This is a genomic window from Saliphagus sp. GCM10025334 (assembly GCF_042663485.1).
Taxonomy (GTDB): domain Archaea; phylum Halobacteriota; class Halobacteria; order Halobacteriales; family Natrialbaceae; genus Natronosalvus.
In genome coordinates this window covers 453216-472824 of record NZ_JBHTAF010000003.1, presented here as the reverse complement: position 1 = coordinate 472824, position 19609 = coordinate 453216, and the positions used below count along the sequence as shown (strand labels likewise).

Below are 19609 nucleotides of genomic sequence, written 5' to 3'. Positions count from 1 at the left end.
CGCTTTCCGTATCCACAACGCCAGTTGTGACATGGTCTCCCTCGAGATCGAGTACTGTCACCCCTGTGGGTTTCTCGACCGCGCGCTCGACGTCCAGGCGGCCGTCATGCGGTCGCTCGGCGGCGAACTCGAGTCGGCGACGCTCACCGTCGGCGACCACGGGGTGTTCGTCGTCCGCGTGGACGACGCGGTCGTCTTCGACGTCAGCGAGGAGTCGTTCGACGTCGACGAGATCGTCAGGGCCGTTCGGGCCGAACTGTGACGTGGGCTGACTGCTGAATCGGGGTCCGCAAAGCTGTCGGACTCGATGCAATTCTCGAGAAACGACTCGACACCGGACACATATAATCCTGCGAGCACAAGAGAAAGGTAGGAGCACATCCTATCAGCGATATCAACCGAGGTTGGTGATCACACAAATGGTATTCAATTCACTTCGAGACCGTCTTTCGTCCCTCTTCGGATCGGAGACTGCCGACGCTGAATCGGTCGACGGCCAGTCGGCTTCCGGGACGCCCTCCGATCCCGATGCGGCCCCCGAGGAACCGACCACAGGACCGGCCGCTCGAGAGAACAAAGAGACGTTGAGTTACGCCGAACAGGTCGAGTACGGCGCCGACGACCGCGAAATCGCCGACGAGGACAAGGTCCTCCGCCTCCTCGTCAAACGCGGCGGGCGCGTCGACGAAACGACCATCCTCGAGGAAACGGGATGGAAGGAATCACATCTCTCGGCAGTCGTCGAGGAGATGGAAGACGACAATCAGGTCAGTGCGATCACGGTCGGGCGAAAGCGCGTCATCTGTCGGCGCGGCTTCGAGCCCAAGGGGTACCGGTCGCACCTGAACGAGTAACTGGGGAATTTTACGGGGTCGGGGACTTCTCGAGAGCAACCAGCGCTAGTGCTGCCTGTCTGATTCTCGCGTTCAGGAAATATTTCGGATAGAACGTCGTCGAGCTCGAAGGAGTGCAACGTAGCCTGGTTCTGGTTGGGCGCTCCTGGTCGAGCCGTTCCACTGCGTGGATCGATGCCCCTGAGACGATAGCAGCGAGGACAGAGTAGATACAGCTACGAGATCGCCGCAGGTACACGCTCGAGCGCGCCATCTAACTGGGATTCGTGGCGGCCGAGCATCTTCCGCATTACTTCTTCAGCAGTCATATCTGAAACGACCCCGTCGGGGATCCAGTTCTGGTCCGTCGGCGCCCCTCGACCCTGTAGTTCTAACACGGCGAACTCGGCGATGTGGGCGTCTTCGATGTAATGAGTGGCGAGGTTCGCGTACTCCCACGCCGTCCGCGGGTCTTCGAAATCCACGAGCGGTTTGCGTCTTTCGTATCCCGATTCGATCCCCGTCCGGAACGAAACTGAGTAGACGGTTGTGTCTGCCTCCGCGTCGCGTTCTCGAGCGTAATTCACTCCATCTTTCGAAACGACGTGTGTGGGGGTAACGAAGACACCTATCTCCCCATTTTTGTATCCGTCCTCAGTATCCTCCCACGCTGCATGATGTGAGACCATTTAGCGTCCACTCGGTTTCCCATCGCATAGAGTTTTTGGACTGTCTCATTCACTTTCGGCGTAATGAGAGACGCACCGAAGAGCGTCCCAACGAATATCAGCAATGCACTGCACTTCCTTCGGAACTGACCATTGAACAGGAAGAAACCGTCCCGCACTTCTTAGACGGTGATTCCCACCACAGCCATAGTCAGCCCGGTCATGATACCGGGCAGGTGGGTAGAGATGTACTGAAGAGCTTCTGCTACCATGCTCATATCTGACTGGTCACTAGAAAAAAGTGTTTGACAACCAAGGTGAAAGTAAAGCCGTGCGTGCTCGGAGGTCAGATAACGAGCAGAATATAGGATGCCACCAAAACTCTAGTCGTATTTTCTTCAATCGGACAAATAGACCGCCTACGCGTCAATAGCGAGTTGTTCGGCCTTAATTTCCGTACCTGACTCGAGTAACTCCGACATGGAGTTTCGGTCGAATGTCTCAAGGAGGACAGTTACCTGTTCAATCGCTTCTCGTGCTTCTGGCTGCAGTCGATAATGGGTTTGACCGTCAATCTGCTGGCGCTCGAAAAATGCCTTCGACCCCGGCTCCCCCGCGATCTCAGCCGTCGCATTGATTCGATTTCCGAACGCGCCTAGAACACCGGGGAATCGCTCTTTGTCTCCCCATCGAATCTTGTTGATAAGTTCACTACTCGACACCCACTCGTCCTCGTCGCGCTCGTAGAGTTCTTTCAGCAGGGTGATTTGCCCACGCGGTATCGACTTCCGTCGAAGAACTTGCTCGAGAGCATGTGAGTTCATCGTTGGCCATTGTTAGTACACCACTCGCTAAAATCTTCCTGACCAACAGCTACAGTTCTCCCTTTCCCGTGAATCGCGGGGGAAATACTGTTGAAATCCGCCGCTGTACGGTCAATACGTAACGAATCGCGGGAATATGCCGCCTCCTGGATTTGAATTGGAGTCATCGTTGACTGCACAAGAATCGGAGTAGCGAGTAATATCGAAGGCACTGGGAGTGCACTTCCGAGGATTATGATATCTTATCCAAATATATTCATTAGAATAATAAATATATCATTTGAATTATAAATCCGGCACCCAACAATACCGCGCCGATTCGAGAATAGAAATGAGTGACTGCTAATTCTAGTCGGTTTTCGAACATTCGACGAGGGGAGGTATAACAAGGAGTTTTAAAACCGGAATTATTCTGAAATTCAAAAACAACGTACGGGTTTTCAAAGTACATTTCTGTCACCTCAGAGCTTGAGACAGACAACTCCCTATGATGAATGATTGAATGGACTATTTTTCTTTCTTTCTCAGTTAGGTTATCAAAATGTGTGTCCTCTCTATCATGTCGGTTCCACCCTTCCGCAAGTTTTCTTTCGATATCTTCAGTATGGGCTATTGCAGAGTTCATCCAGTAGAAGGTACGTTTGACTGGACCTTTGGGAAGGTCTGCCACAAGAAGTAGGAAAGCCCCACTTCCATTAATCACCAATCCAATGAATAGGAGCCACTTCATGGAATTCACTTCGCTACAATGTAGTTTCCTCGTAGTCTAACTTGACAGGTAATATATTTGTCGACCCAATCTTATTGCCAGAAACAGAAAATTGGGTAGCGGTTGAAGATCACGGAAAGTGACCATGAGTCTAAGTAATTCTCCGAGCTATAGGCGCAACAGAGTGAAGAACACATGGTGTTACCTCATTTCGACTCGAAAGCCGTAACGCAATTATTCTGATGACATTGCATTTCTGATTTCGGCAGCGAACTGCTCCGGTCGACCCATATTTGGCATTACGATCTCAAGTGACCGGCCGCCTCCACTGGCAACCCGGACATTGCCGAGTCCGACCAATGTCTCAATAATTGACTTCCGTTCCTGCACACCTCGAACCTTTTTAAGTGGAAGTTCATCTCTTCGAAGCGACAAAAACCGATATTCCTTTATTATTCTCTCATTCGTAACGTAATAGCGCGTAAGAAGGTTTGTCCAGTACGTGTAAAGCCCACTCGAGAATTGATACAATCCGATTATAAATGTGACAGTGGGGTACACATAGGGGGCCATCGTGAAGAATAGTAGATATACTGTTATTATTAATAGTGGAAGACCTGTAACAATTTTCACGAATGCAACGCGCTGGGTCGGATGACGAGTCGTAATTACTTTCTCAGTCTCCTGAAGATGAGGGTCCTCAGGTGCTCCCACCAGCTGTACATACGCACCAATGATTACGACGAATATTCCAAAGAAGAGGAATGGTATGCCTATGGCAGTCGGGTATTGAGACTGGCCGAGATTCAGCCACAAACCAGCAATCACAAATGGAAGACCCAAGATTGTACTCCAGAAACGGGGGTTTCCTCGAGTCATTTTATCGCCCTCGGATGAGTTGATGTGCAATTCCTCCTGCAGAGAGGACGAACCCTCCTACGGTAAGGGTGAAAGGGTCACTCAGCATACCATATTCCTCGTCAGCAGCATCATTGGAGAAAAACCCACGTGTTTCACCAGTGACCTCTTCATGTTGACTTTCATTTGAAGCACTTTCTGAATTATTGTGCGTCCCGTCTTTTTCTGAAGATTTATCTGATGTTCCCCCGGTATCTCTGTCCGATGTTTCGGTGGAGGAATCGGACGTGCTATTTGATGGTTCGTCGGAGGTCTGGTCTTCTGACCCAGAGGTACCATCGTCCGTATTGGAAGTCTGGTCATCTGGCTCAGAGGTTCCGTCATCCGTATTAGAAGTCTGGTCTTCTGACCCAGAGGTACCATCATCGGTATCAGAAGTCTGGTCATCTGAATCAGAAGACCCCTCATCTGCCGAAGAGATACTCATTCCTTCGTCAATCTGTGCCGTAATAGATAATGGTTCCTCAACGAAGAACTCTCTTGAATACTCAATATTTCCACCGTTATCATTAGGTATAGATATTGATAGCTCAACGAGCCCCGTCAACTCCATTCCAGCGTATGGTGCGTCATCTACCACAACGTATCCATTGTGGTTTGTTCTGAGGTTCCCACCAGTGCCTAAATAATGGCCTGTCTGGCCTTTTACAGTCAAGTCTGCTCCTGCGTTTCCAACTGGGTTCCCGTCAGCGTCAAGCGCTTGAGCCTGAACGAGATGTCCCTTTTCAATATGAAGTTCCCCAAGGTCAGTTTCACCGGTTCCTGTGGAAAATTCACCAATCACATACATATGTGGGACTCCATTTGGTTCAGATTCTTTTGGCCCATATTTGTACCTGTAGAACCCAATATCGCAGATTTCGTTCGAAGGTAGTTCCGCTTCAAATTTCCCCTGGCTATCAGTTGTCACTTCTTCATGACCACCTTCCCTAATCGATAACGTCACGTAGCGTTGGGGAATCGGACTGCCTGTATAGTCAACAATCTGTCCCCGAAGAGTTGTCTCACCTGCCGCTGAAACGATGGAAGAACCCATTCCAATAAGGGCGCTTGTTCCTACAGATGAGATGAATGTTCGGCGTCGGTAACTTTTCATCTACCGTGTGTGAACTATCACACCAGTAAATAATTTCTGGAAAACATCATTCCTGGTAGTAGAGTGAGAGTGCTGCGCGCGGCAAAGTGCGAGTGAGTATCACTCCGACACTCGGCGCACCTGGGGAAAATAAAATCAGAACCCTACGCTGTCCGCTCCTTGCGAAAGGAGTGGAACAAAAGTGGACTTGCCGGGATTTGAACCCGGGGCCTCTCCCATGCCAAGGGAGTGATCTACCGCTGATCTACAAGCCCTCGTACGCACCTTCTGCTTTCCGGCGGGCATAGATAAACCCCTCGAATTCTCCGCAGGGACGCTACGCTGGCACATGGTTTTCGGGCGCTCGAGTCCGCCTTTCATCCAAGAATCGATCCCACCCGCTCCTCGAGTTTAAATACCATACCGAAGCCAGAGCCGGTGTATGAAACTACATTTCAGGCGGGCGACGAGCATCTACCTCCGGACATTTCCGTTCGTCCTCCTTCGACTGGGCATCGGGCTCGCACTCGGTATCGCATCGCTCCTCTACTTCGGCGCCATCGGTTGGATGGCCTACACGTTCGTCGACGCGGGGACCATCTCGGGGTGGATCGTCATCGTGGGCCTCCTGGTTGCGCTCGCGCTGTTCGTGAAGGCCTGGCGGCTCCTGGTCAGGTACGTCCTCTACCTGGTCAAGGCGGGACACATCGCCGTCATCGCCCACGTGATCGAAACTGGTGAGGTTCCGCCGAACCAGGTCACCTATGGAATCGAGCAGGTCAAAGCGAACTTCACCGAAGCCAGCGCCCTGTTCGCCGTCGACCAGGTCGTCAAAGGGGTGATCGAGCAGTTCAACCGTCGTCTCCTGTCGGTGTCAGACCTCGTCGACTTCGCCCCGAGCCTCGAGCAGTTCGTGGAACTCCTGGGGCGGGCCCTGGCGCTCGCAGCGACGTACATCGACGAGGCGATCGTCGCCCACCTGTTCGTCACCGAGGAGGACAACCGCTGGCAGGCCGCAGGCGATGGACTGGTGTTGTACGCCAAGACCTGGAAGTCCGTCCTTGGCTCGACACTCCTCATCGTGGTGGGAATGTACGCGGTCACGGGGGCGCTCCTCCTGGCACTCACGCCCCTAGCGGGTGCGTTCGGTGGCCTCTCGACGACGGTCGAGTTCGCCGGCTGGCTCGTCGTCGGGGCCATCGTATTGACCATCTACACCGGGTTGCTCAAACCGTGGGTGAAGACGGTCGTCATCACGACGTTCCTGCTCGAGTCGCGAAATCACTCGCCGGATGCGAAGACGCGGGCGCGGATCGAAGCGCGCTCCGAGAAGTTTCGCGAGTTGCTCGGGAGGGCGGACGCGGAGGACGAAACGAAAGCTCGGGACCGCCCGGCGGCTCCGGCCTGATCGATCGGCGCCGAGTCCAGATACGGCGAGCCGCAGGTCGCAACGCTTTTGCCTCCGACCGAGAAGAAGTGAGTGGGAAGCGCGCGGCCGCAAATCTGACGTCGTCACCCCGCAGTTGTCGGGTGACTCGAGATTGCGGAAGTGCATCCAGCGAGAGCTGACAGTTGCAACGGTACGCCTCGCGGTCAGTGCGGTTCCTATCCTCGACCAATGGCACGAATGCACACCCGCCGCCGTGGCACGTCCGGTTCGGACAAGCCGGCGGCAGACGAACCACCGGAGTGGAGCGACGTCGACGCCGAGAAGATCGAATCTCGCGTCGTCGAACTGGCAGAGCAGGGGCACGATCCGAGTCAGATCGGCCTCAAACTTCGCGATGAGGGCGTCACGGGGACGCCCATCCCGGACGTCAAGCTGGCGACCGGCAAGAAGGTCACCGAGATCCTCGACGAGAACGACGCGAAAGGCGACCTCCCCGAGGACCTTCGCAACCTGATGGAGCGAGCGATTCGACTGCGCGAGCACGTCGAAGCGAACCCCCAGGACGCCCAGAACAAGCGCGCCCTGCAGAACACCGAGTCGAAGGTCCGACGCCTCGTCTCGTACTACCGCGGGACGGAAATCGACCCCGACTTCGCGTACTCCTACGACGCGGCCGTCGAACTGCTCGAGGAGTAGATGACGATGGAAGGTCGCGCCACGGTCGATTCGTCCGCCTCGTCGGTATCGGCACCGGCGCTCGAGCGTCTCCAGAGTGCCGACTTCGTCCGCATAGTCACGCGGGCGGACGGCGACGGACTGGCCGCGGCCGGCCTTCTCGCTAGAACCCTCACCGACCGCGAGACGCCGTTCCAGGTGACGGTCGGCGAGACGATCGGCGACCGGACGGCGCGCCTGCAGCCGAGCGACGATCGCACGCCGGGAACGGTATCGGTCGCGATCGGGCCGCACGACGCCGACACCGACGCCAACACCGACGCAACGGACGTCGTCTCCCTCGAGACCGAGACTCGCCCGGCGACGCTCGCCGCAGCGGAACTCGCCCGAGATCTCGAGGGCTCGCCCGATCCCGTGCTCACCCTCGCCGGAACGATCGCCGCCGGGATCGAACCCGGTGCCGGCGAGTCCGAGTGGGTGCTCGAGTCGGCTCTCGAGAGCGATCGACTGGAGCGACGACCCGGCGTCGGCGTTCCGACTGCGGACGTCATCGACGGCCTCACCGCCTCGATGGGCTGTCTCGCGTCTTGGTCGGGTGACGAGGGCGCCGTTGCGGACGCGCTCGAGGGGCTCGGGGTCGACGTCACCGGTGATGGTGGCGACAACGGCGATGATGACGACAACGGCAATGGCGACAGCGATGCTATCGACCCGGACTCGGACCCGGACCTGGACTCAAACACCCACCGAACGATCGGCTCGGCCGTCGCCCTCGACGTCGTGGGCGACGGCGACGCCAGCGAGCACGCCGCGACGGCAGTCGGGCGGTTCCTCCGCCCGTATGCGATCACCGGCGGCCGGCCGTTCGCCACACTCGAGGGCTACGCGGACGTCCTCGAGGCAACGGCAGCGCTCGAGGCCGGAACCGGCGTGGCCCTCGCGATGGGCCACGAGGCCAGAAAGCCCGCGCTCGAGGCCTGGCGGACCTGTGGACGGCGCGTCCACGCGGCTCTCGACGACGCGTCGACTGGTCGGTACGACGGCCTGTTCGTCGTCGACGTCGGTGACGCGCCGGTCCGACCGGCGGCCCGCCTCGTGCTTGCCTACCGATCACCCGAGCCTGCCGTACTCGCGCTCGGAGACGGGGAAGCAGCGCTTGCGACGCGAGACGCCAGTGGCTTCGGGCCGACGCTCGAGGCCGTCGCTCGCGACCTCGAGATCGGCGTGGCGTACGACGTTGGTCGGCGTGGCGGAACGCTGCGATACGGCGACCGCGAGCAGGACAACGAGACGGTTATCGCGGCAGTGAGGGGGCACCTATGACGGAGCCGAACGCGACGCGACGAGCGACGATTCGGACGCGACTGGCGGTCGATCCGGCGACGATTGCGGCGGCCATCGCTCCGGACAACACGTCGGAGATGGCGACGCGACTCGAGTCGGCTGACGACGAGTCGACGGCCATCGTCACGCGAATCGAACGCGAGACGACGGGTGGCCTCCACTCGACGGTCGACGATTACGTCGTCAATCTGGACGTCGCGACGGACGTTGCGACAGTGGCACAGCACGGACGAACGAACGACACAGATACCAACACACAATGAGCGAACGATCAGTTTCACGCGCGAAACAGGAGAAGCGGTGGTACACCGTGCTCGCCCCGGAGCAGTTCGACCGGGCGGAGCTCGGCGAGACCCCCGCCGACGAACCCGAACAGGTCTACGACCGAACCATCGAAACGACGCTCGGCGAACTCACGAACAACGCCAGCGAGAACAACACGAAGCTCACCTTCCAGGTGAACGACGTCGGTAGCGACGCCGCGTACACGGAGTTCAAAGAGCACTCGCTGGCTCGCGACTACCTGCGCTCGCTGGTCCGCCGCGGCGCCTCGAAGATCGAGGCCTACGTCACGGTCCTGACGACCGACGACTACCGCCTCCAGATCCAGCCGGTCGCCTTCACGACGAAGAAGGCCGACGCGAGCCAGGAGAAGGCTATCCGCCAGCAGATGGTCCAGATGGTCGAGGAAGCCGCCGCTGACCGGACCTTCGAGGAACTCATCGACAGCATCGTCGAGGGACGACTCTCCTCGGCGATCTACGGCGAAGCGAAGACGATCTACCCCCTTCGACGCGTCGAGATCCAGAAGACGACGCTCGAGGCCCACCCCGAGGAAGTCGCCGAAGAGGAGGCGACTGCGGTCGACGTCGACGAAGAAGACGTCGCCGTCGACGAGTAGATTCCCTGTCGATCGATTTTTTTGGCGCTTCGGCTATAGCGGTGCGTAGGCGGTGAGCCGGGTGTTTGCTCGAGTTGTGCGAAGCGACCTCGAAAAACGCACTGGCGAATCGCGATTCACTCGGTGACGACGACGCGGCCGACCATGCCACCGCCGACGTGGGGAACGCAGATGTAGTGATAGGTTCCGGGAACCTCGAACGTGTACTCGTAGGTCTCCCGAATGCCGATTGCGCCGCCGTGATTGTCGTGCCAGGCGTCCTCGGCCGATTTCTGATCGTCGTAGCCCCCGGTCGCGAAGTACTCGGCCCCGTCGGGCAACCTTCCCTCGATCGCGGTGATGGTGTGGATCGACTCGCTCGTGTTCTTCCAGATGACGGGTTCGCCGACGGTCGTCTCGTACTCGACGGGGAGGAACTCGTTTCGGGTCATCCCGATGTCGTACTCGGGTTCGCCGAAGACCTGCTCGCCAACGTCCCCGACGACCGTACAGCCCGCGAGCCCCGCCAGGGCCGCGCTGCCAGCCGTGGCGAGGTAAACGCGCCGGTGCATACCGGACGTTCGGACAGGCGGAACATAACCCGCTCGGTTGCTCCCGCTGGACTGGAATCGAGCGAAACGGAAACACGTAAGAGCGCTGCCGGTCGAACCCGGGTGTATGCTGCCCCGGTTCGTCGGCCGACTCGGAATCGCCGACGCAGTGACCATCGCCAACGCGGGCCTCGGATTCGTCGCCGTCGTCGTCGCGTTCGTCGACATTCGTCTCGCCGCCCGGTTGATCCTGCTCGCGGCGATCGCCGACGGACTCGACGGCATTCTCGCGCGCCGGTACGGCGGGACGGCGGCCGGCCCCTACCTCGACTCCCTGGCGGACGTGGCCTCCTTCGCCATCGCGCCTGCCGTGCTCGCGTTCGTCGTCGTCAGCGACGGACTCGGAATCGGCTTCGAGGCGGTGTCCGTCGAACTCGGGGTCGTCACCACCGTTTGTGCGCTGTTCGTCGCGATGGCCGTCGCCCGCCTCGGCCTCTACACGGCCTACGACACGGCCGACGACTACACCGAGGGCATCCAGACGACGCTCGCAGCGACGATCATGGGCGCGGCGATCCTGGCCGGTCACCCCGTCGACGACCCCTGGCTCGTCCTCGCCGTCACCGGCGCGTTCTGTTACCTGATGGTTTCGCGGATTCGGTACCCCGACCTGCTGGCTCGAGACGCGCTCATCATGGGCGTCGTGCACGCACTGGCCTTGCTCGTCCCGAACGCCGCGGGCCGGACGTTCCCCTACGCTCTACTCACGCTCGGCATCGCCTACATGACGCTGAGTCCGTGGTTCTACTGGCGCGAGGAACCCCATCCGGTCGAGGAACGTGCCGCTGGCGTGGAGTAGCCAGCGCGAGGGCGAACGGGTGCGAACCGATAACTCTCAGAAGCGTGCCTCGAGTGGCGCACTCCGTAGCCAGATGGAAACGCTTAGGAGCATCCTGACACGATTCTCCGGTATGAAGACGGAACTGCGTCACCGCACGCCGACGGGTCACCGGGTGGTTCCATGAGCGACGAGGAGTCCGAAACGGCCGACGAACAAGAACACGAACTCACCGTCGAATCACTCCGCGAGCGCCTCGAGTCCGTCGAGGCCGCCCTCGAGGACGCCGAAACCGAGTCCGATCTCGACGAAGTCGAGGCGGCACTCACCGACCTCGAGGCGGACGTCGAAGCGGCCGACCTCGACGAAGAAGACGAAGACGAATCCCTCGAGGACGACGTCGACTCCTTGTCCTCGGACCTCGAGGACGCCCGAGGTCCCTACGCGGAGGATATCGTTGCCGAAATCGACGACGCGAAGGGCGAAATCGCCGAGACGCGCTGGACTGAGCAGGGCGAGTCCGAACTGGTCGACGTCGTCGAAACCTTCGTCGCCGACGTCAACGAGGTTCTCGGGACGAACCTCACCCTCGCCGACGGCAACGGCGAGGACACCGTCGCCAGGCTGACCGCCACGCTCGAGAACGCCGGCGCCGCCGTCGAGGAAGCCGACCTCGACCCCGACGAGGACGCCGACGAAATCGCAGCCCTGCTCGAGGCCACCGAGGCGCTCGTCGACGGCATCGACGACGCACAGGCCTGGGAGGACCTCTCGGTTCGCCAGCAACTTCGCGCCCAGGGGTACTACGACGTCCTCGATCACGTGAAGGACTATCCGCCCGAGTGGCACGCCCTCAAGGTCCACGAGAAGCAACACAACGTAGACATGATCTTGCTGGCCCTCGAGACGTTCGACTCGGACTTCATGGAGGAACACGCCCTCGAGGCCCTCGAGCGAATGGGCGCCGAGGAAGCCCTCGAACCCATGCTCCAGCGAGCGACCCGTCGTGACCAGGATGCGATCACCATCATCGGCAAGATCGGCGTCGCCGACGAGGAGGTCGTCGAGACGCTCGTCGACTACGTCGACAACGACTCGAACCCGCTGCTCCAGAAGGTGACGTTCAAGGCCCTGGGAGAGATCGGCGCCGAAGAGGCCGTTCAGCCCCTCGCGGATCAACTCGTCGCCGAGAACGGCGAGATTCGAAGTGCCGCCGCGCGCGCGCTCGGCCTCATCGGCGATACCCGAGCGATCTCCCCGCTCGCGGACGTCCTCGAGGATGACGACGACGACACCGCTCGCGCCTCCGCCGCCTGGGCACTCAACCGGATCGGCACCGAAGATGCCCTCGAGGCGCTTCTCGAGTACGACGACGACCGCGCCTACCTCGTGCAGGCCGAAGCCGAGAAGGCGGGGCCGGCGCTCGAGCCGACGGCCTGAGACCGAGACGCGACCCCGTTGGATCCTTTTCTGTCCCACTGTGAGACGAGCGTTTATATACGAACGCGCGGCCAGAGCCGACCGTGCGCCCCGTCCTGCTCGTCTTCCTCGTGATCGCCCTTCTCGGCGCTTCGGTAGGCACCGTCGGAACCGCCAGCGTCAGCGTCGATTCGTCGGCCGGCCACCGTCACCTCCTGGTCGACTCGAGCGACGACCGAGTCGGGATGCCCGGGGCGTTCTCAGGAACGTTCACAGGAGACCCGTCGATGGACGTGCGCGACGACAGTCGAGCCTGTCCGGTTCGGGCGACAACGGCGTTTCCCGGCAATAGGCCTCTCTCCGACACGGTGGAGATGTCCGAGAGCGAATCCCGAACTGAACCACACGTTGCGGCCGTCTACCCGAACCCGACGACTCACGGCAACGTCGGCGAGTTCTTCGTCCTCGAGGTGCCGGCACGAACGCGACTCGAGAACTGGACGGTAACCGACGGACACACAACGGCAGCGATTCCGAACGTGACGGTCTCGGGTCCGATCGCGCTGTCGATGGACCCCGACGAAACGGCGTCGATGACGACCCTCGAGGTCCTCGAACTCGAGGGACACCTTCGGCTGGCGGCCGACGGTGATCACCTTCGAGTGTTCCAGGACGGCACCCCGATCGACGAGATTTCCTACGACCGAGCGCGAACGGCCAGGGTGTGGTACCGGTCCGGATCGAACGCGACCCACCGATCCACCGATTCGGATCAGGGAGCGTGGTGGCCGCGAGGGGCGACCTGTCTCCCGGTCGCCACCTACGACGAGACGGTAGGGACCGCGTTCGTCCTGCCGGACGCACCCGACGTCGCCCGCGACCGAATCGCGGCGGCCGAGGATCGGATTCGTCTCGCCGGCTACACGTTCACGTCCCCGGAGGTCGCGACGGCGCTCGAGGACGCCCTCGAGCGCGGCGTGGACGTCGAAATTCTCGTCGAAGCAGGACCCGTCGGCGGCGCCTCGGAACGCACCGACGAACTCCTCTCCGAACTCGAGAGCCAGGGCGCCGACGTGTACGCTCTTGGCGGACCGGGAGCGCGGTATCGATACCACCATCCCAAGTACGCCGTCGTCGACGAAACGGTCCTCGTCACCACTGAAAACTGGTCGCCGTCGGGACTCGGCGGCGCCTCGAGTCGCGGCTGGGGCGTCGTCGTCGAGAACCGTGCGCTCGCCCGCGATCTCGAGGCGGTCTTCCGGGCCGATGCGGACGGCTGGGACGTCACTCCGTGGGCCGAACACCGGCAATCCGCGACGTTCGTCGAGCCCGACCCGGCGTCGACTTCGTACCCGACGATCCACGATGCAGAGCCGGTCGCACTCGAGCAGGTAGAACTCCTGCTCGCACCGGACAACGCAGAGGGTCGGCTCCTCGAGTTGCTCGAGTGCGCCGAGGAGTCGATCGACGTTACTCAGGCCAGTATCGGCGACGACGCGTCGGTACTCGAGGCGACGATCGAGGCGGCCGAACGCGGCGTCGAGGTGCGCGTCCTCCTCGACGCCAGCTGGTACAACGAAGAGACGAATCGCGAGGTGATCGAGCGACTCGAGACGGCCGCGGCGAGGGACGACCTGCCGCTCGAGGCTCGTCTCGTCGAACCCGGCGACCGGTTCGAGAAGATTCACGCGAAGGGCGTGATCGTCGACGGCGACACGGTCGTTCTCGGGAGTTTGAACTGGAACCGGAACTCGCTCCGAAACAACCGCGAAGTCGTCCTGGCCCTCCACGGCGAGTCGGTTGCCTCGTACTACACGGCCGTCTTCGAGGCCGACTGGGAGGGAGAGGAAACAACGCCGCTTCCCGTCCCGCTCGAGTTACTCGGCGTGGCGGGTGTCGGCGTGGTCGCCGCGGGCGTACTCGGATGGCATCGGCTCGCGTTCGCGGGCCAGGATGAAGAGAGACAGCGGATGCAAGAGGAGTCAGTCGAGGACGAACGGATCTACTTCTAGACTAGTTCTCGAGGGGCGCCGCACTCGAGAGCGCCTCGTCGATGTCCGCGGCGGCCATCTTCTCGACGAGAGCGTCGATGACTTCCTCGCGCTTGCCTTTGACGAACTTGATCGAGCCGACGACGAGGTGACCGCCGCCGGAGACGCCGCCGCCGGGGATCTCCGCCTCGAGTTCCGAGACCATCCGCGGGATGTCGAGGCGGACACCGTCGCTGCGGAGGACGGCGAAATCGGGCCCGTAGCCGACCGTGATGACCGGGTCACCGGTCTCCTGGATTTTGCGGTCGTGGATCTCGCCCGTGGTTTTGCCCGGGGCAGGGTAGGTGAATCGATGGGCGTGGTTCTCGACGTCGATCCGGTAGAGGTGGACGCCGCTGTCGAGGCGCTCGTGCTGGACGTGGTTCATGGCCGCGTCGAGCTGGCGGTCGACGTCCCGGCGGGAGCGGTCGGCGAGGAACGTGACCAGTCGCCGGTGCCGGTCCTCGTCGGCGTCCGAGAGTTCGAGGACGTCCTGAATCAGGTGATCACCGGAGTTGTAGCGGAGCCAGAAGGCGGCGTAGTCGAGGGCCTCGCTGACGTCTCGCAGGCGGTCTTCGTCGTAGCCGTTCTCGGCGGCGAGTTCGAGGTACTGTTCCATCGCTTCGGCCTTCGATCGATCCGAGACGCCAGCGACGGCGGGGACGTGTCGCAGGACGTCGGTGAGGTCGGGGTCGATCATCCGGGCGAGTTCGACACAGAGCATGCCCGTCGTGATCCGGTAGTCCTCGTCGTGGAGGTACGGGTTGACGTGGGCGTCGAGCAGGTCGCCAACGGCGTCGGGGTCGGGGTGGTGATGGTCGATTGCGACGATGGGGATGTCGTAGTGGGCCAGCGTCTCGTAGGCGGGTACGTCCTCGGCCGTCGAGCCGTTGTCGAGCATGAGCACGAGGGGGAGTTGCTGGCCGTGTCGCTCGCGGTCCTCGAGCGCGAAGTTGAGGTCGCGCGTGGCGTCTTCCATCTCGTAGAACGGCGCCTTCGCGGGCAGGCGCTTGATCAGGTGCTGGGGCGCGTTCTCGTCTTGGTGAACCTCGGCGATGAAGTTCTCGAGGGCCAGCTGGAGGGGGACGGCCGCACACATACCGTCGCCGTCGGCATGGTGACGGACGCGGATGGGTCGCCCCTCGAGGACGGTTCGCCGGAGGAGGGTCGCGACCTCCATGAGGTTCGGGCGGAGTTTCTCGAACGCGGGCCAGTCGATGAGGGGGTCGACGTCGTGGGGCTGAGCGCGCTTCTCGAGGGCGGCCTCGAGTCGTTCGCGGGCCTCGGACTCGTCCTCGCCATCGAGTTTCGAGAGGCCGTCGACCTCGATCTGGACGCTCTCCTCACGGGTTTCGGGGGTCCCGGTGACGCGAACGATATCGCCCACCTCGACAGAGGGGTAGGCGCGAACGCCGGCCTCCTCGAAGGCGGCACAGGGGACGACGCCGTACTCGTCGGCGATGTGGAAGATCGTCGGGCCGCCGGTCTGTTTGATCTGGACGATTTCGCCCTCGAGGTGGACCTGCTCGCCGACGTTCGCCTCGAGGCGGTCGGTCCCGGTCAGGGGATAGTCGTGGTCGACGGGTTCGACCTCGTAGTCGTCCTCCTCGAGGTCGACGTCGGCCGGCTGGAAGGCCATGTCGCCGTTGTCGCGAACCTCCTCGAGTTTGACGGCGAGTTCCTGGCCGACGCTGAAGGTGCCCTCCAGGACGGATTCGTGGACGAGGCCGGAGACGTTCTCCGAGAGATCGACGAAAACGCCGTACTCGACGATGCCGTTGATCGAGGCGAGATACGGGCGGTCGGATTCGATGTCCGAAGCGGTGCAATCGGGAGCGAGATCGTAGATGACGGAAACATCTCCGTCTTTACTATCGCCGGAACCTCCGGCGGAGTCACGTGTCATCGGTGACGGTAGTTTGGTTTCGCCGCGTATAACGCTTGCCAAGGCGATCTGTGGGCGCTTTCGACGGGTACGGACGCAGAATCCACGGCCGGTGCCGACCCAGGCCGTCGGAGATACCGACCCGGGACGCCGGGCGTCGGCTTCCGGAACGTTTAGCAACGTCAGGACCGGACGTAGGGGCATGGGTCTGCTGGATGCGCTCTTTCGCTCGAGCGAGATTCTCGGCATCGCCGAGGAGACCCTCGAGTTCGCCCTCGAGTCCTCCGAGGCCGCCCACCCCGACGAGTACATGGGGTTTCTCCGGGGGACGGAAGCCACAGAACTGGGGCTCGACCGGGAGGGACTGGTCATCACCGACGTGCTGATCATCCCCGGAACCGAGTCCAACAGCGTGAGCGCGACCGTTCAGACCAGTTCGATCCCGAACGACGTGAAGGCCCTCGGCAGCGTCCACTCGCATCCAAACGGCGTGATCCGGCCGAGCCAGGCCGACCTCGAGACGTTCGGCCGGGGCAGCGTGCACGTCATCATCGGCGCCCCCTACCGCCGGAACGACTGGAAGGCGTTCGACTCGCAGGGACGGCGGACGCACCTCGAGGTTATCGACGTCGAGTTACCCGACAGCGAGTCGTTTTTCGACTTCACGCAGGCGGACATCGACGAGGAGTTGCGCGGATGAGCGACGCAAACGAAGCGAGCGATACGAGCGCGGGGAGCACAGTAAACACGGTGAGCAACGCAAGCATGGCGGACGCGACGAGCAGTGACGGCACCAACGCGACTGACGGTGAGAGACTACCATGACGGACACGCGAGACACCGACCGAACGGCACGAATCCGGGGACGAGAGGATCGATCCGACGGGACACTCGTCGTTGCGCAGGGAACCTTCGACCTCCTCCACCCCGGTCACGTCCACTACCTCGAGCAGGCCAGAGCGATGGGCGACGAACTCGTCGTCATCGTCGCCCGGCCGACGAACGTCGACCACAAGGAAGCGCCGATCTGTGCCGCCCGGCAGCGCCGGGAACTGGTCGCCGCCCTCGAGGTGGTCGACGAGGCCATCCTGGGGGACCGTGAGGACATCTTCCGGCCGATCGAGGAACTCGACCCCGACGTGATCGCGCTGGGTCACGACCAGCACCACGACCCCGGAGCGATCGAGGCCGAGCTCGAGTCCCGCGGCATCGACTGTGCGGTCGAGCGTGCTTCGGGGCGAGAGCCGAAGTACGACGACGAACTGTTGTCGACGCGATTGATCGTCGAGCGGATTCTTCGGCGTCGGGGATAACGGGATTCGGTTTGCGGGGTTCGGTTTGCGGGATTTGAGCGACTGCTCGAGTCAGGTCCGAAGCGCTCGAATTCTTGTCTCTGCTCGAGTTCGAATCGATGGGCGTGAACTGGGGGCCAAAACCAGTCAGAACACCGCGCGAACGGTCGTCCCACCGGCACCGGCGTTACCGACTTCGAACGTCCCGCCCGACTCGAGGACGAGAATCTGGGCCAGCCAGAGGCCGAGGCCGCTGGCGTGGACGAGTTGATCCTCGATGGCCGTCTCGAGTGCCTCGCGTTCGGCCGCCGGGATGCCAACTCCGTCGTCGACGACCTCGAAGGCGACGTGCCCGTCCGCGGACCGCTCAACTGCGAGTCGGACCGTCGGTTCGTCGGATCCGTGGTGGACGATGGCGTTCTCGAGCAACTCGTCGATGGCGAGTTCGACCTTCGGATGTGCCTCGAAACGGGCGGTCTCCGGGACGTCCGTTTCGATCCGGGCAGACGGGAACCGTCCGCGGTAGATCTCGGCGTACTCCTCGACGATCTCCGCCAGATCGACCTCCGTCCGAGATTGCGGGCCCGTTCCGATCACCGACTCCAGCGATCGCGATTTGTCGCCGATCGAAACCAGTCGCTCGGCTTCGTCCTCGATGATCTCGAGGGAGTCGTCGACGTCCTCGGTTCGCTCCTGGAGCGTCTGGGCGGTCCCCTGGATCACGTTGCAGGTGTTCCGAAGGTTGTGCCTGAGTACTCGGTGGAGCACGCTCGAGTGTCGAAGCGCGAGATCGAGGCGTCGGTTCGTCTCCTCGAGTTCGCGCCGACTCCGGGCGACGAGGGCGTAGATGATGGCCGTCGAGGCGAGGATGAAGACGAGTCCTTTCGCCGTCTGTGCGACGGACATGGCCGCGATCGTCGGGAACAGCGTCTCGAGGATCCGATCGGTGAGCACGACCCACAGCCCGCTCACGACCGCGTAGATGCCGGCGATCTGTGCGGCTGTCAGCGATCGACGATTCTCGAGAGCCATATTCTCGCTACGGGGACAATATCAATAAAACTAGGTGTGGGGCTGAAAAACGTGTGGGAATGCGCCGCCTCGAGGCCGGTCAGAGGTAGCCTTCAGCCGGCAGCCGCTCGATTCCCTCCTCGAGTCGCTCCTCGCTCGCCGCGTAGGAGATGCGGGCGTACCCGGGCGTTCCGAACGCGCTGCCGGGGACGGTCGCGACGTGGGCGTCCTCGATGGCGCCCTCGCACCAGGCCTGATCGTCGTCGTCGACGGGGAGCATCATGTAGAACGCGCCGTCCGGGACGGCCACGTCGACGCCGTGGTCTTCGAGCAAGTCGACGACGAGGTCGCGTCGGCCCTCGAACGCCTCGACCATCTGGGTGACGGCGTCGTCGGTGTTCTCGAGGGCCTCGATCCCGGCGTACTGGACGAAGTTCGTCGCCGAGGACACCGAGTGGCTGTGGAGTTTGCCGGCCTGGTCGATCAGGTCCGTCGGTCCGGCGAAGTAGCCCAGCCGCCAGCCAGTCATCGAGTAGGCCTTCGAGAAGCCGTTGACCGTAATGGTGCGATCGGCCATTCCCTCGAGCGTCCCCAGGCTCGTAGGTTCGACGCCGTAGGTGATCTCCTTGTAGATTTCGTCGGAGATGACCGTGATGTCGTGCTCGACGGCCAGGTCGCGAACGCCCTCGAGCGCCGCGTCCGAGTAGACCGCGCCCGTGGGGTTCGATGGCGAGTTGACGATCAGCAGATCGGTGTCGTCCGAGACTGCGTCGGCGAGGTCGTCGAGGGCTGGCTCGAGCCGGAAGTCAGTTTCCGAGAGGTTGACGCGGGTGAGGTCGCCGCCGGCCATCTCGACCATCGCCTCGTAGGAGACCCAGGCGGGGTCGAGCAGGACGACCTCGTCTCCTGCCTGGATCAGCGACTGGACGATTTCGTAGAGGGACTGTTTCGCACCAGGCGTGACGATAATCTCGTCGGGACCGTGATCGAGGCCGTCGGCGGCGAGTTTCTTAGAGATGGCCTCGCGAAGTTCGAGATGACCCGCGGGCGTGGTGTAGCCGGTGTGGCCGGCGTCCATCGCGTCCTTGCCAGCCTCGACGACGTTCTCGGGCGTTGGGAAGTCGGGTTCGCCGACGCTCAGGTCGACGACGTCGACGCCGTCGGCCTCGAGTTCGGTGGCGAGCGCGGAGATGGTGAGGGTTGCGGACGGTTCGACTCGGGAGACGCGGTCGGTGAATTCCATGGTCATGGCTGAAGTGGGTTTGGC

Annotated in this window: 20 protein-coding genes and 1 tRNA gene; 13 read left to right on the top strand and 8 right to left on the bottom strand. The window is 61.7% G+C overall.

The genetic code is table 11. The annotated features are described in order from the left end of the window. Window positions 1–31: 31 nt before the first annotated feature. Both ACFQO4_RS14595 and ACFQO4_RS14590 read left to right on the top strand, forming a co-directional pair. The gene (locus tag ACFQO4_RS14595; protein ID WP_500261605.1) at window positions 32–262 is read left to right on the top strand and encodes an Rdx family protein; all 231 of its coding nucleotides are present in this window, start codon (window positions 32–34) and stop codon (window positions 260–262) included. 157 nt (window positions 263–419) lie between these two features. Then, on the top strand, window positions 420–854 hold the full coding sequence (locus tag ACFQO4_RS14590) for a helix-turn-helix transcriptional regulator (protein WP_500261604.1): 435 nt from the start codon (window positions 420–422) through the stop codon (window positions 852–854). 215 nt (window positions 855–1069) lie between these two features. Here ACFQO4_RS14590 and ACFQO4_RS14585 read toward each other — a convergent pair whose 3' ends face one another. From ACFQO4_RS14585 to ACFQO4_RS14570, 4 genes are all read right to left on the bottom strand, one after another. Further along, complete coding sequence (locus tag ACFQO4_RS14585) at window positions 1070–1522, bottom strand: hypothetical protein (RefSeq protein WP_500261603.1); 453 nt, start codon at window positions 1520–1522, stop codon at window positions 1070–1072. A gap of 1746 nt (window positions 1523–3268) precedes the next feature. After that, window positions 3269–3913: a PH domain-containing protein gene (locus ACFQO4_RS14580; protein WP_500261602.1), complete on the bottom strand. Its 645-nt coding sequence runs from the start codon at window positions 3911–3913 to the stop codon at window positions 3269–3271. Window position 3914: 1 nt separating this feature from the next. Further along, the gene (locus ACFQO4_RS14575; RefSeq protein ID WP_500261601.1) at window positions 3915–4988 is read right to left on the bottom strand and encodes a hypothetical protein; all 1074 of its coding nucleotides are present in this window, start codon (window positions 4986–4988) and stop codon (window positions 3915–3917) included. 242 nt (window positions 4989–5230) lie between these two features. Beyond that, a tRNA-Ala gene (locus tag ACFQO4_RS14570) sits at window positions 5231–5302 on the bottom strand. Between the two features lie 167 nt (window positions 5303–5469). Between ACFQO4_RS14570 and ACFQO4_RS14565 the strand changes: the two genes are divergently transcribed. The 5 genes from ACFQO4_RS14565 (at window position 5470) to ACFQO4_RS14545 (ending at window position 9337) form a co-directional block, all read left to right on the top strand. Next, complete coding sequence (locus ACFQO4_RS14565) at window positions 5470–6435, top strand: hypothetical protein (RefSeq protein WP_500261600.1); 966 nt, start codon at window positions 5470–5472, stop codon at window positions 6433–6435. 210 nt (window positions 6436–6645) lie between these two features. Continuing rightward, window positions 6646–7113 carry a 30S ribosomal protein S15 gene (locus tag ACFQO4_RS14560; protein ID WP_500261599.1) on the top strand — a complete coding sequence of 156 codons (468 nt, stop codon included), beginning with the start codon at window positions 6646–6648 and terminating at the stop codon, window positions 7111–7113. After that, entirely contained in the window at window positions 7114–8415 is a 1302-nt protein-coding gene (locus ACFQO4_RS14555; protein ID WP_500261598.1) for an exonuclease, read from the top strand. Then, on the top strand, window positions 8412–8699 hold the full coding sequence (locus ACFQO4_RS14550; protein ID WP_500261597.1) for a KEOPS complex subunit Pcc1: 288 nt from the start codon (window positions 8412–8414) through the stop codon (window positions 8697–8699). Before ACFQO4_RS14555 ends, ACFQO4_RS14550 begins: the two co-directional genes overlap by 4 nt. After that, on the top strand, window positions 8696–9337 hold the full coding sequence (locus ACFQO4_RS14545) for a 30S ribosomal protein S3ae (protein ID WP_253437571.1): 642 nt from the start codon (window positions 8696–8698) through the stop codon (window positions 9335–9337). The genes ACFQO4_RS14550 and ACFQO4_RS14545 overlap by 4 nt, the downstream gene beginning before the upstream one ends. A gap of 116 nt (window positions 9338–9453) precedes the next feature. On the opposite strand, the gene ACFQO4_RS14540 is transcribed toward ACFQO4_RS14545, so the two are convergent. Then, window positions 9454–9888, bottom strand: a complete 435-nt coding sequence (locus ACFQO4_RS14540; RefSeq protein WP_500261596.1) for a cupredoxin domain-containing protein — start codon at window positions 9886–9888, stop codon at window positions 9454–9456. Between the two features lie 106 nt (window positions 9889–9994). Between ACFQO4_RS14540 and ACFQO4_RS14535 the strand changes: the two genes are divergently transcribed. From ACFQO4_RS14535 to ACFQO4_RS14525, 3 genes are all read left to right on the top strand, one after another. After that, window positions 9995–10726, top strand: coding sequence for a protein sorting system archaetidylserine synthase (locus ACFQO4_RS14535; protein ID WP_500261595.1), 732 nt, complete (start codon window positions 9995–9997; stop codon window positions 10724–10726). Between the two features lie 162 nt (window positions 10727–10888). Next, complete coding sequence (locus tag ACFQO4_RS14530) at window positions 10889–12145, top strand: HEAT repeat domain-containing protein (protein ID WP_500261594.1); 1257 nt, start codon at window positions 10889–10891, stop codon at window positions 12143–12145. Window positions 12146–12228: 83 nt separating this feature from the next. Continuing rightward, on the top strand, window positions 12229–14136 hold the full coding sequence (locus tag ACFQO4_RS14525) for a phospholipase D-like domain-containing protein (RefSeq protein ID WP_500261593.1): 1908 nt from the start codon (window positions 12229–12231) through the stop codon (window positions 14134–14136). Window position 14137: 1 nt separating this feature from the next. Here ACFQO4_RS14525 and han read toward each other — a convergent pair whose 3' ends face one another. After that, window positions 14138–16060 carry a Hef-associated nuclease gene (han, locus tag ACFQO4_RS14520; RefSeq protein WP_500261592.1) on the bottom strand — a complete coding sequence of 641 codons (1923 nt, stop codon included), beginning with the start codon at window positions 16058–16060 and terminating at the stop codon, window positions 14138–14140. Between the two features lie 181 nt (window positions 16061–16241). Between han and ACFQO4_RS14515 the strand changes: the two genes are divergently transcribed. The 3 genes from ACFQO4_RS14515 to ACFQO4_RS14505 are packed head-to-tail and all read left to right on the top strand — an operon-like array spanning window position 16242 to window position 17352. Then, on the top strand, window positions 16242–16739 hold the full coding sequence (locus ACFQO4_RS14515) for a Mov34/MPN/PAD-1 family protein (RefSeq protein WP_500261591.1): 498 nt from the start codon (window positions 16242–16244) through the stop codon (window positions 16737–16739). Then, the gene (locus ACFQO4_RS14510) at window positions 16736–16864 is read left to right on the top strand and encodes a hypothetical protein (RefSeq protein ID WP_500261590.1); all 129 of its coding nucleotides are present in this window, start codon (window positions 16736–16738) and stop codon (window positions 16862–16864) included. The genes ACFQO4_RS14515 and ACFQO4_RS14510 overlap by 4 nt, the downstream gene beginning before the upstream one ends. After that, window positions 16861–17352, top strand: a complete 492-nt coding sequence (locus ACFQO4_RS14505) for an FAD synthase family protein (RefSeq protein WP_500261589.1) — start codon at window positions 16861–16863, stop codon at window positions 17350–17352. Before ACFQO4_RS14510 ends, ACFQO4_RS14505 begins: the two co-directional genes overlap by 4 nt. Before the next feature lie 126 nt (window positions 17353–17478). On the opposite strand, the gene ACFQO4_RS14500 is transcribed toward ACFQO4_RS14505, so the two are convergent. Then, window positions 17479–18363 (bottom strand): sensor histidine kinase, encoded by an 885-nt coding sequence (locus ACFQO4_RS14500; protein WP_500261588.1) that lies wholly within the window; start codon window positions 18361–18363, stop codon window positions 17479–17481. Between the two features lie 79 nt (window positions 18364–18442). Then, a complete protein-coding gene (locus ACFQO4_RS14495) occupies window positions 18443–19591 on the bottom strand; it encodes a pyridoxal phosphate-dependent aminotransferase (protein WP_500261587.1) in 1149 nt (382 codons plus the stop codon). Between the last annotated feature and the right edge of the window lie 18 nt (window positions 19592–19609).

Coding starts and splice junctions, on each gene's coding strand:
- ACFQO4_RS14580 (WP_500261602.1), bottom strand. CDS start 3,913: ATGACTCGAGGAAACCCCCGTTTCTGGAGTACAATCTTGGGTCTTCCA.
- ACFQO4_RS14500 (WP_500261588.1), bottom strand. CDS start 18,363: ATGGCTCTCGAGAATCGTCGATCGCTGACAGCCGCACAGATCGCCGGC.
- ACFQO4_RS14560 (WP_500261599.1), top strand. CDS start 6,646: ATGGCACGAATGCACACCCGCCGCCGTGGCACGTCCGGTTCGGACAAG.
- ACFQO4_RS14595 (WP_500261605.1), top strand. CDS start 32: ATGGTCTCCCTCGAGATCGAGTACTGTCACCCCTGTGGGTTTCTCGAC.
- ACFQO4_RS14590 (WP_500261604.1), top strand. CDS start 420: ATGGTATTCAATTCACTTCGAGACCGTCTTTCGTCCCTCTTCGGATCG.
- ACFQO4_RS14510 (WP_500261590.1), top strand. CDS start 16,736: ATGAGCGACGCAAACGAAGCGAGCGATACGAGCGCGGGGAGCACAGTA.
- ACFQO4_RS14495 (WP_500261587.1), bottom strand. CDS start 19,591: ATGACCATGGAATTCACCGACCGCGTCTCCCGAGTCGAACCGTCCGCA.
- ACFQO4_RS14550 (WP_500261597.1), top strand. CDS start 8,412: ATGACGGAGCCGAACGCGACGCGACGAGCGACGATTCGGACGCGACTG.
- ACFQO4_RS14535 (WP_500261595.1), top strand. CDS start 9,995: ATGCTGCCCCGGTTCGTCGGCCGACTCGGAATCGCCGACGCAGTGACC.
- ACFQO4_RS14575 (WP_500261601.1), bottom strand. CDS start 4,988: ATGGGTTCTTCCATCGTTTCAGCGGCAGGTGAGACAACTCTTCGGGGA.
- ACFQO4_RS14555 (WP_500261598.1), top strand. CDS start 7,114: ATGACGATGGAAGGTCGCGCCACGGTCGATTCGTCCGCCTCGTCGGTA.
- ACFQO4_RS14585 (WP_500261603.1), bottom strand. CDS start 1,522: ATGGTCTCACATCATGCAGCGTGGGAGGATACTGAGGACGGATACAAA.
- ACFQO4_RS14540 (WP_500261596.1), bottom strand. CDS start 9,888: ATGCACCGGCGCGTTTACCTCGCCACGGCTGGCAGCGCGGCCCTGGCG.
- han (WP_500261592.1), bottom strand. CDS start 16,060: ATGACACGTGACTCCGCCGGAGGTTCCGGCGATAGTAAAGACGGAGAT.
- ACFQO4_RS14545 (WP_253437571.1), top strand. CDS start 8,696: ATGAGCGAACGATCAGTTTCACGCGCGAAACAGGAGAAGCGGTGGTAC.
- ACFQO4_RS14530 (WP_500261594.1), top strand. CDS start 10,889: ATGAGCGACGAGGAGTCCGAAACGGCCGACGAACAAGAACACGAACTC.
- ACFQO4_RS14505 (WP_500261589.1), top strand. CDS start 16,861: ATGACGGACACGCGAGACACCGACCGAACGGCACGAATCCGGGGACGA.
- ACFQO4_RS14565 (WP_500261600.1), top strand. CDS start 5,470: ATGAAACTACATTTCAGGCGGGCGACGAGCATCTACCTCCGGACATTT.
- ACFQO4_RS14515 (WP_500261591.1), top strand. CDS start 16,242: ATGGGTCTGCTGGATGCGCTCTTTCGCTCGAGCGAGATTCTCGGCATC.